Annotated in this window: 9 protein-coding genes; 5 read left to right on the top strand and 4 right to left on the bottom strand. The window is 63.4% G+C overall.

All coding sequences use genetic code 11. The features are described from left to right. On the top strand, nucleotides 1-595 hold a 595-nt coding region (locus QTI24_RS28965; RefSeq protein WP_286605201.1), incomplete at its 5' end, for an NAD(P)H-dependent flavin oxidoreductase. A 662-nt stretch (nucleotides 596-1,257) separates the two neighbouring features. Here QTI24_RS28965 and QTI24_RS28960 read toward each other — a convergent pair. The 3 genes from QTI24_RS28960 to QTI24_RS28950 are packed head-to-tail and all read right to left on the bottom strand — an operon-like array spanning nucleotide 1,258 to nucleotide 4,060. Then, nucleotides 1,258-2,172 (bottom strand): alpha/beta hydrolase, encoded by a 915-nt coding sequence (locus tag QTI24_RS28960; protein ID WP_286605200.1) that lies wholly within the window; start codon nucleotides 2,170-2,172, stop codon nucleotides 1,258-1,260. 3 nt (nucleotides 2,173-2,175) lie between these two features. Further along, on the bottom strand, nucleotides 2,176-3,150 hold the full coding sequence (locus QTI24_RS28955) for a Bug family tripartite tricarboxylate transporter substrate binding protein (RefSeq protein WP_286605199.1): 975 nt from the start codon (nucleotides 3,148-3,150) through the stop codon (nucleotides 2,176-2,178). A 28-nt stretch (nucleotides 3,151-3,178) separates the two neighbouring features. Continuing rightward, nucleotides 3,179-4,060, bottom strand: coding sequence for a TauD/TfdA dioxygenase family protein (locus QTI24_RS28950; RefSeq protein WP_286605198.1), 882 nt, complete (start codon nucleotides 4,058-4,060; stop codon nucleotides 3,179-3,181). A gap of 157 nt (nucleotides 4,061-4,217) precedes the next feature. Here QTI24_RS28950 and QTI24_RS28945 point away from each other — a divergent pair, with 157 nt between their 5' ends. The 4 genes from QTI24_RS28945 (at nucleotide 4,218) to QTI24_RS28930 (ending at nucleotide 8,890) form a co-directional block, all read left to right on the top strand. Further along, nucleotides 4,218-5,132, top strand: a complete 915-nt coding sequence (locus tag QTI24_RS28945) for a LysR family transcriptional regulator (RefSeq protein WP_286605197.1) — start codon at nucleotides 4,218-4,220, stop codon at nucleotides 5,130-5,132. Between the two features lie 149 nt (nucleotides 5,133-5,281). After that, nucleotides 5,282-6,280: a Bug family tripartite tricarboxylate transporter substrate binding protein gene (locus QTI24_RS28940; RefSeq protein WP_286605196.1), complete on the top strand. Its 999-nt coding sequence runs from the start codon at nucleotides 5,282-5,284 to the stop codon at nucleotides 6,278-6,280. Nucleotides 6,281-6,294: 14 nt separating this feature from the next. Continuing rightward, nucleotides 6,295-7,803 (top strand): hydroxymethylglutaryl-CoA lyase-like TIM-barrel protein, encoded by a 1,509-nt coding sequence (locus QTI24_RS28935; protein WP_286605195.1) that lies wholly within the window; start codon nucleotides 6,295-6,297, stop codon nucleotides 7,801-7,803. A gap of 97 nt (nucleotides 7,804-7,900) precedes the next feature. After that, a complete protein-coding gene (locus QTI24_RS28930) occupies nucleotides 7,901-8,890 on the top strand; it encodes a tripartite tricarboxylate transporter substrate binding protein (RefSeq protein ID WP_286605194.1) in 990 nt (329 codons plus the stop codon). A gap of 348 nt (nucleotides 8,891-9,238) precedes the next feature. On the opposite strand, the gene QTI24_RS28925 is transcribed toward QTI24_RS28930, so the two are convergent. Beyond that, complete coding sequence (locus QTI24_RS28925; protein WP_286605192.1) at nucleotides 9,239-9,529, bottom strand: hypothetical protein; 291 nt, start codon at nucleotides 9,527-9,529, stop codon at nucleotides 9,239-9,241. Between the last annotated feature and the right edge of the window lie 14 nt (nucleotides 9,530-9,543).

The raw sequence follows: 9,543 nt of genomic DNA, 5'->3' as shown, positions 1-9,543 counted from the left end.
TGGCGGCGTGACCTTGCACGACATCATCAACAACAACTTCGCGAAGAAGGCGATCGAGAAGGGCGCCGACGGCATCATCGCCGTCGCTGCGGGCGCCGGCGGCCACGCGGGGGTGAAGAGCCCGTTCGCCCTGGTGCAGGAAATCCGCCAATGGTTCGACGGCCCCATCGCGCTGTCGGGCTCCATCGCCACCGGTGGTGCGGTGCTGGCGGCGCAGGCCATGGGCGCCGACTTCGCCTACATCGGCACGGCCTTCATCGCGACCGAAGAGGCGCGGGCGAGCGCCGAGTACAAGCAGGCCATCGTCGACGGCACGTCCGACGACATCGTCTATTCGAACCTGTTCACCGGCGTGCATGGCAACTATCTCGCGCCGAGCATCGTGGCGGCGGGCATGGATCCGGCCAACCTGCCCGAGGGCGATCTGAAGACCATGAACTTCGGCGGTGGCGATGGCAGCAAGGCCAAGGCCTGGAAGGACATCTGGGGTTCAGGCCAAGGCATTGGCGCGGTCACCGAGGTCGCGAGCGCCGCAGCCTTCATCCGCAAGCTCGAGCGCGAATATAAGCAGGCGCGGCAATGGCTTGCGCTCTAACGCTGCGCTTCAACGGCATGAAAAGGCCACATCAGCTCGAGCGACCTGCCCCCCACGTTTACCTTCTGGACATCACGGGACTGGGCCGCTAGCCGGTGCAAATGATGAGTAGCTTAAGAGGTTGCCCACGACCGGGATGCGACGGGCTGACGGTTGGGCGCGGAGTGGGGTCGATGGAATGCCGCTTTGGATCCAGGGATCGAGTGACTCAAGTGGGCAAAACTCAGCGCACTGCGAACGACCGCTTCCGCGCGAAGCGGGATTTCGGTCGGCGAAGTCGAAGGTCGCTGATGGGCCCTGAACACCATTTCGCGACATTTGGAAGCGGCCCTTCACACGCGACGCCGTTGGTGGTCCGTTGCCTCCAGCGATCCGATCGTGGCTCTCACTCGGATTTCGTAGATGATGGCGGCGAAGGCAGGTTCCAAAGTAGACCGGACGGTGACGAAGAAAAGCGCTGATGTCAGCTTTCGATGGCCGCCGTCATTCGGTACAGAAATCTGAACGACCGTAGCCAGTCTTCTTCTGTCGTAGACCTTCGTGGGTCGGTCGGTGCTCATCGGCCACAACCGGTCGGTCACCAGTGACCGCTCCGGAGCAGGCTGGTCCCCGACCTGCGGTTCGAGAAAGCGCCTTTTGGCGCGTAGGTTCCGATCTTTCCGTCACAAGTGCTTGGTAAACCAATCGAGCGCCGCTTCGCTGCCTTCGTCGAAGCCACCGAAGTAGATGCCGTAGTGATCGATGCCGTCGATGACCTTGTAGTGGACCGGGGCAGACCCTCGCGCCTTCAGGGCGTCATGCGCCTTGCCGCTGTTCTCGCGGATGTCGAACAGTTCTTCGTTGCCCGCGTCGAGCATCAAGGTGGGAATCTGGAGTTTCCTCGCCTCTTCGATCGCGTTGTACTGAAGAAACCGTGCCAGGTGTGGTGTGCCTGCGAGTGGCGGATAGGCATCGATCCCTTGCGGAACCGGCGCGATCGTCCCCCTTGCAATATCAACCGCGCGCTGCCTGGCATGCACGAGCAGCGGCCCCTTGAGAACCGATGCGAGCGAAGCGACCTGAACCGCGAGCACCTTGATGCGGTCGTCGTTTGCGGCGTGATGCACTGCGATGCCACCGCCGAAGCTCGTGCCCCAGGCGCCGATGCGATCCGGATCCACATTGGGTTCTCCCTCGACGTAGTCGACTGCCGATCGATAGTTCTGCAGCCATTCGACAGGATCAACCACCTCGCGGATGACACGGACCTTAGCAACGCCCTCGTTCTTCTCGTCCAACTCCGGAGAGTCGCCGGCGAGGAGGACACTGCTTCCGGACGACGCCCACCCGTTGTAGGTAAAGCACAAGCTCACTATGCCAGCGGCTGCGAACTTCGCGGCATAGCGTTCGCAGGTCGATTTGCTACCGCCCCAGCCGTGTGACAGGACCACAGCCGGGACACGCTGATCGCCGCCGAGCTCTTTCGGCCGATAGATGTCGGCATCCAGCCCGACGCCGTTGCTCCAGATCTTCACGGTGGTGCGCTCGACCGTATCCGGCATCACCAGCGTGGGGTAGGCGAGTTCATTCGGCGACATGGGTCAGTCCACTTTGATGTCGTTCGTTCGGACAATCGATTGCCAGAGCTTGAGATCGGCCGCCACGATTTGCTCGAACTCGGCCGAACTCTTGGGTGGCGGGCTCGACAAGTTGAGCTGCTGCATTCGTGACCGAATCTCCGGATCGGCCAAGACCTTGATGATCTCGCGGTGGAGTTGGCTGACCACAGCGGCCGGCGTGCCCTTGGGCACGAAAACGCCATACCAGCCATCGACCGCGAAATCGACGCCTTGCTCCTTGAACGTCGGTACGTCTGCAAGGCCCGGCGCGCGCGCGGTGCCGGAGTTGCCCAATGCCTTGATCTTCCCGGCCTTGACCAGTGGGACCGAACTCGCGGCATCGACGAACGCCACCTTGACGAGCCCGCCCGCCATGTCCTGGTAAATCTGGGGCATTGCCTTGTACGGCACATGGGGAAGGTCGATCCCGTGTCGATTCTTCAGCCACTCCATGATCAGGTGGCCACTCGATCCGACGCCCCACGTCGCGTAGTTGATCTGGCCGGGATGGGCCTTCGCGTAGGCGATGAATTCAGGCAGGTTGGTGGCGGGAAAGTCGGCCGCCACTACAAGATTGACCCCGCCGGCACCGACCTGCGCGACCGGGCTGAGCTTGTCGAGCACATTGACGGCCAGCGAAGGTTGCAGCGCCTGGTTGATCACCGTCGCGCTGGCGCCGCCGAACAGCACCGAATAGCCATCCGCCTTGGACTTCGCCACTTCGGCCGTGGCCACGAGGCCGTTGGCGCCGACCTTGTTCTCCACGATGATGGGCTGCATCAGCGACTGCGACATGCTGTTGGCGATCAGGCGCAGCAGTACGTCGCCACCGGTCCCGGCGGCTGTGCCGATCACCATGCGGATGGGTCGGGCGGGCCATGCTTCCTCCGCGCGCAACGGTGAGGTCAGCGCCGCGCTTGCCAGGGCCGCCAGCACAAGAAGTCTTGCGAGTTTCATGATGTCTCCGATCCTGTGCGATCAGCGCTCAGGCCGCCTGGGCCATCGGGCTTTGGGCGGCGATCCGTGCCGGATCGGCCGCAGCAGGGGCATGGCCGTTGATGGTCACCCGATTTCCATGCCGGCATGCCGGGAAGTAGTCCCACAAGGCGTGGTGCTGCGTGCAGCGGTTGTCCCAGAACGCGATCGAATTCTGCTCCCAGCGAAAACGGCACTGGAACAGAGGATGCGCGAGATGGTCAAAGAGGAGTCCAAGCAGCGCATCGCTCTCTCCCCGGTTGAGCTGGGGAATGTGGGTAGTGAAGCCGCTGTTGACGAACAGGATCTTCCTGCCGGTTTCGGGATGTACGGTCACCACCGGATGCTCGGTGCGTGAGTAAGCAATATCTACCGGTTTGATGCCATACCCGTTCAACCATGGCTTGGCGCCGTCATGGATGGCAGTCAGGCCTTCCAGGAACGTTTTCATGCTCGCCGACAAGGCGTCGTAGGCGGCATACATGCTTGCCCACAGCGTGTCCCCGCCCACCGGCGGGACTTCCGTCAGGTGGAGCATGCTGGCCATGGGCGGTGCCTGGTCGCAACTCACGTCGGTATGCCAGCTCTCGCCGGTCGCGCGGGTGGAGTTCGCGTCCGCATGAACCACCAGCAACTCCGGGTGCTCCGGATGGCGACTGCGCTTGACCGGGTGCGTGTGGAGGGAGCCGAACTGCTTGCCCAGGCTCATGTGCTGCTGCGGCGACAGCTGCTGGTCGCGGAAGAAGATCACCTGGTTGTCCCACAGGGCTTGCTTGATGCGGGCCAAATCGCCGGGCGCCACAGGCTTGCTCAGGTCGACGCCGAACACTTCGGCTCCGATGGTCGGGGTGAGTTTGCGGACGGTCAGGTTGCTTTCATGGATGGCATTCATTGCTTGTCTCCGATAGGTGTCGTTGGGTGATGCGATGACCGAAGTCTGGCCAACGCCGCTCGAAAACACCAATGAAAGCCTCGGCCGCACGCATTACTCTTTAGTTATGACGACCCGCCGCCCACGAGCGCCCGCACCGGTCAGCGCGCAGGCTTTCTTGCAGCGACATCTCAAGCTGCGCCAACTCCGCCTCCTGGTCTCACTCGACCAGCACCGGCACGTCGGCAGGGTCGCCGAAGCCATGCACCTTACGCAGCCTGCCGTGTCGAAGGCCTTGGCGGAACTCGAGCGCGGGCTCGGGATGGCACTCTTCACGCGGACGCCCCAAGGGCTGCTGCCGACGCCGGAAGGCATCTGCCTGATCCGCTATGCGCAATCCGTCCATGAAGACCTAAACCGCGCCGCCCTGGCGCTGGACTCGATCGGTCAGCCCGAGGTCTGGCGGGTGGCATTGGGCGCTATGCATGGCACCACGCCGGTGATCCCCATGGCGTTCGAGCGCCTGCAACGACAGCGCACGCCGGCGGCTGCTTTCGACCTCACGGTGCAAGAGGGCTCTCCCGACTTGTTGCTGCCTCTGCTGCGCGCGGGAAAGCTGGACATCGTGATGGGCGTGGCACCGGAGCGAAGTGCCGCGGCCGATCTGCATGTCGTGCCGCTCTACGTCGACCCCATGGTGTGGATGGTGGCGCCCAGCCATCCACTGGCTCGCAAGGCCCGACTCACACTGCACGATCTTGCCGACACGATGTGGGTGCTGCCGCCGCGCGTGGCGCGGGTGCGAGCTGTGATCGACGCGGTGTTCCGCAAACACAAGGTGCTCGTGCAGTCCAGGCTGGTGGAGACGGTGTCGTTCGACTCGTTGCTGGGCATGGTCAGCGATCACGGAGCGGTCGCGTTGTCATCGAGACGGCTTGCCCGCAGTGCCGAATCTCGCGGGCTCGTGCACGTGCTCGACGTCGACATGGCTGGCCTGGCCTTGCCGATTTCGGCGATGACCCTGGTGGAGCCGGAGCCCAGTGCCTACGCGGTCGAATTCATCCAGTGTCTGGTGGAAGCTTCGGCGCAATAGCTCGGTCACGGTGCTGCACCGGGAGGCCTGCTAGAGCTCCCGCCATGACTAAACAGTAATGCGCTTGGCCATGGTTTTCATTGGTCTTTTCGAGCGGCGTTGTTCAGACTTCGGGCAACGTAAGCAACGACACCTATCGGAGACAACCAATGAAGCGACACATGACGTCCCCCTTTAACCGCCGCGCCCTCGGAGCTGCTCTGGCCGCGGCTTTCGCCACGCTGGCCGCGCCTGCCGCGTTCGCCCAGACTCCCTCTAACAAGCCGCTTCGCATCATTGCGGCCGGTCCGGCCGGCGCCACCACCGACATCGTGGCGCGGCTTCTGGCCGACGGCCTGCAAAAGGAGTTGAACCAGACGATGATCGTCGATCCGAAGCCGGGCGCCGGCGGCGCGGTGGCGGTCAACGACCTGATGCAGGCGCCGCACGACGGCAACACGGTGCTCATCGCGCTCAATGCGCTGGTCAGCGAGATCCCGCATGTCGTCAAGCTGCAATTCGACATGGCCAAGGAAATCAAACCGATCGCCGAGCTGGGGCGCGCAGGAATCGTGTTGGTGGGTAATCCTTCGGTCCCGGCGAAGAACCTGGGCGAGGTGATCGGCCATGTGAAAGCCCATCCGGGCAAGGTGAGCTATGCCTCCTACAGCGCCGGCACGCTGTCGCATGTGATGGGGCTGCAGTTGAACAAGGCCGCCGGCATCGACATGTCGCATGTCGGTTACAAGGGCTCGACCCTCGCGCTCACCGACGTGATGGGTGGGCACGTGGCACTGATGTTCGACGGAATCCCGACCGCGATCCCAATGATCAAGGCCGGCAAGATCGTGCCCTACGCCGTCAGCCTGCCCCAGCGTTCACCGCTGCTGCCCAACGTGCCGACGTTCACCGAGCTCGGCTACCCGCAGCTTGAGGCGACCGGCTGGCAGGGCCTGTGGGTCACGCCCGACGTGCCGGCCGCAGCACAGAACCGGTTGCGCGAAGCGGCCCTGAAGGTGATGGCGCAGCCCGCGACGCGCGAGCGTCTGAAGGAGTTGGGTCTCGAGCCGGGTCAGCTGCGGTCGCCAGACGAGCTGACGAAGTCGCTGCGCGTCGATTACGAGCGCGTCGGCGCGGTGCTGAAGTCAATCGACTTCAAGCCCGAGTGAGAAAGGGCACGGCCATGCTCGAAAACCTCAAGAAACTCGTCGCGGCGGAAACCGCGCGCACCGGCAAGCGCCGCACCATCCACCTGACCGACGACACGCTGCGCGACGGCCAGCAATGCCTGTGGGCCACCCGCATGCGCACCGAGCACATGCTGCCGATCGCGGAGCGTATGGACCGCGCCGGCTTCCTCTCGATGCAGGCGATCGCGCTGGTGCAGTTCGATGCGAGCGTGCTGTTCCTGAACCAAGACCCATTCGAGCGTATTCGCCTGCTGCGCGAGCGAATCAAGCACACGCCGATGCGCGGCGCGGTGCGCAGCAACCTGATGCGAGGCTTTTTCCCAGTGGCGGACGACATCACCGAGCTCTTCGTTGAACGGCAGATCGCCAACGGCGTCCGTGACATCACGGTCTTCGATGCCTTGATGTGCTCGGACAATCTCGCCTCGAGCATCGGCACGGCCCGCCGGCTTGGCGCCCATGTGACCCTCGGACTCGGCTACAACATCGCGCCGGGCTATGACGACGCCCTGTACGCGAGCAAGGCGCGTGAAGGGGTGGAACGTTTCGGCGTGCAAGGCGTCGCGCTCGCCGATGCGGCCGGCATCCTGACGATCGAACGGGTGCGCACGCTTGTGCCAGCGATCAAGCAGGCCATTGGCGATCGCGCGCGGCTGGAGTTCAACACCCACTGCCTGACGGGACTCGGACCGTTGCTCGCGATCGAGGCTGCGGTGCACGGCGCCGACAGCATCCTGACGGCGGTCGATCCGATGGCAAATGGCAACTCGCTGCCGGCCGCCCAGATGATCGCGCGCAACCTGCGTGAGATTGGCTTTGACGTGGTGGTGGACGACCGCCTGCTTGACGAGGTGGGCGAGTACTTCGGAGCACTGGCTGAACGGGAAGGGCAACCGGTCGGCGTTCCGGCCGAATACGAGCCCAGCCACTACATCACCCAGTACGCGGGCGGCGCGATGAGCAACCTGGAATCCCAGCTCAAGCTCGCCGGTATGACGGACAAGATGCCAGCCGTGCTGGAAGAGATCGGACGGGTGCGCGTGGAGCTCGGCTCGCCGATCATGGTCACTCCCTATCCTGCGATCGTCTCCGCGCAGGCAGTGATGAACGTGCTCAACGGCGAGCGCTACAAGGTCGTGCCGGACGAAGTGAAGAAGTATGTATGCGGCTATTTCGGCGAGCTGCCGCTGCCGGTCGATGAGAACGTCAAGGACCGGATCATTTCCAACGGCTCGAGTGATGTGGCCCTCGTGCCTCCCGTCATCGAACCGGTTCTGCCAGGACTGCGCCAGCGCTACAAGGGCATCGGCGACGATGAACTGCTGCTGCGCTACATGTACGGCGACGAGAAGATCAATGCGCTGAAGCCGACGCCCACGGACGACAGCTACAGCCTCCAGCACCCGGTGGTCGACCTCGTCGACGGCCTGGCCCATCGCCCTCGCCGAGCGCAGGTGCAGGTGCAGGTGGCGGGTAGCGATTTCTCGCTGAGCGCAAGCTAGGGTGGCCACTGCCATCCCCGGGACACCTGTTTCTCACACGGAGATGGCGCTGGAGACTCTCAGCGAGCCTCGTGCGCAAAGTGAATCAAGGATCATCATGCGTAGTTTTAACAAGGTGAAGCTCTACGTAGGGCTTCTCGCAGCATTGCCCTTCGCGTTGGCCGGCTCGAACGCCGGGGCGCAGAGCACCTACCCCGCGCAGCCCATCAAAATGGTGGTCGGCTTTGCCCCTGGGAGCGCGACCGATGTGCTGGCTCGCGTCGTGGCGCAGGGCCTGTCGGAGCGATTGGGCCAACCGGTCGTCGTTGACAACAAGTCCGGGGCCGGAGGGAGTCTTGCAGCGGATGTCGTTGCGAAATCCAAACCCGATGGCTATACGCTGCTGTTCGTGTCGAGTGCGATCGCCGTCAATCCCGCCGTGTATCCGAAGCTCTCATTTGATGTCAACACGGATCTAACGCCCATTTCGCTCGTGGGGCGCGCGCCCGTCGTCCTGCTTGTAAACCAATCGGTCCGCGCGAAGAGCGTGAGCGAGCTTATTGCCGACGCAAAGGCCAAACCTGGCGCTCTGAACTTTGGTTCGTCCGGCCAGGGTGGTGCCGCTCACATGGCCGCCGAACTTTTCGGTATGACCGCAGGAGTGAAGCTGACGCATATTCCTTATCGCGGCAACAGCCAGGCCATCACGGCGCTTCTAGGAGGCGATGTCGACCTGATGATGGACACCCTCATCAACGCAATGCCCCAACTCAATTCACCGAAGATTCGGCCGTTGGGGATCACGGGTGATGCACGGTCGCCACTCGCACCGGACGTGCCCACCTTCCGAGAGATGGGATTGCCCCAGTTCGATGCCAGAGTCTTTTTCGGTGTGATGAGCCCGGCCAACATGCCAAGGACCGTGGTCGAGCGGATCAACAGGGAGATTGCCGCAACGCTGAAATCGAAGGACGTGGCGAAGCGGCTGTCGGAAGCGGGCGGACTGACGCTTGACGGAGGCAGCCCGGAAGAATTCCAGTCCACGCTTCGCAAGGAACTCGCGATGTGGAAAAAGGTCGCCGCGGACGCGAAGGTCGTCGCCGAGTGATGATGACGAATGTGCCCGAGCGTGTGCCTGAGCGCTCAGTAGTCGTCTCTCGGTCGATCAAAAAACATCGGGCGACCGCTTTCGGGCGCTGAATCTTGCGATCTGAACTTCTGCATCGGGCCCGGAATTGCCGTCGAAAGGCAGACCCGGGAATGCCGTTCTGCAGCGATTGCGGTCCTTTCCTGCCGCTCAGTGGACTCATGCTGTGACGCCGAGTGCGGTCATTCAGGCGCCGCGAGCATCCGAGAATCTACGACCGGTCCCAAGGTACTACGGACATCGCCGTGCTGCACCCCTTCACCGACTGCGCCAACCCGGTTTCGAAGCCAGATCGCGAGCGGCCGCTTTTCACGTCGGCGGAGTGGTAGTCCGGGCCCTGAACGCCATTTCGAACAGTGGGAAGCAGCCGTTCCAATGCCGCGCGTTGCTGGTTGTCCGTTGCTTCGAACGCTCCGGTCGCCGTCGCCCACCTCCGATTTCCCCGATGATGTCGGCGAAGGTCGCCTCGAGCACCTGCTTTTCGTCTTGCCTCTGAACCCAGAAGCTAACGATGGCGCAGATAGCGGCCACCACGACGAGCCCACCGCAGCCGAGGGTGAGCACCTCGGGCCGGTTCTTGTTCATCAGCCACAGGCGCATCGGCGCGCCCTGAC

Origin of the sequence: Variovorax sp. J22P240 (assembly GCF_030316855.1) — a bacterium.
GTDB lineage: Bacteria > Pseudomonadota > Gammaproteobacteria > Burkholderiales > Burkholderiaceae_C > Variovorax.
This window is presented reverse-complemented; position numbering and strand designations above follow the sequence as displayed.

Coding starts and splice junctions, on each gene's coding strand:
- QTI24_RS28960 (WP_286605200.1), bottom strand. CDS start 2,172: ATGTCGCCGAATGAACTCGCCTACCCCACGCTGGTGATGCCGGATACG.
- QTI24_RS28955 (WP_286605199.1), bottom strand. CDS start 3,150: ATGAAACTCGCAAGACTTCTTGTGCTGGCGGCCCTGGCAAGCGCGGCG.
- QTI24_RS28950 (WP_286605198.1), bottom strand. CDS start 4,060: ATGAATGCCATCCATGAAAGCAACCTGACCGTCCGCAAACTCACCCCG.
- QTI24_RS28940 (WP_286605196.1), top strand. CDS start 5,282: ATGAAGCGACACATGACGTCCCCCTTTAACCGCCGCGCCCTCGGAGCT.
- QTI24_RS28935 (WP_286605195.1), top strand. CDS start 6,295: ATGCTCGAAAACCTCAAGAAACTCGTCGCGGCGGAAACCGCGCGCACC.
- QTI24_RS28930 (WP_286605194.1), top strand. CDS start 7,901: ATGCGTAGTTTTAACAAGGTGAAGCTCTACGTAGGGCTTCTCGCAGCA.
- QTI24_RS28925 (WP_286605192.1), bottom strand. CDS start 9,529: ATGCGCCTGTGGCTGATGAACAAGAACCGGCCCGAGGTGCTCACCCTC.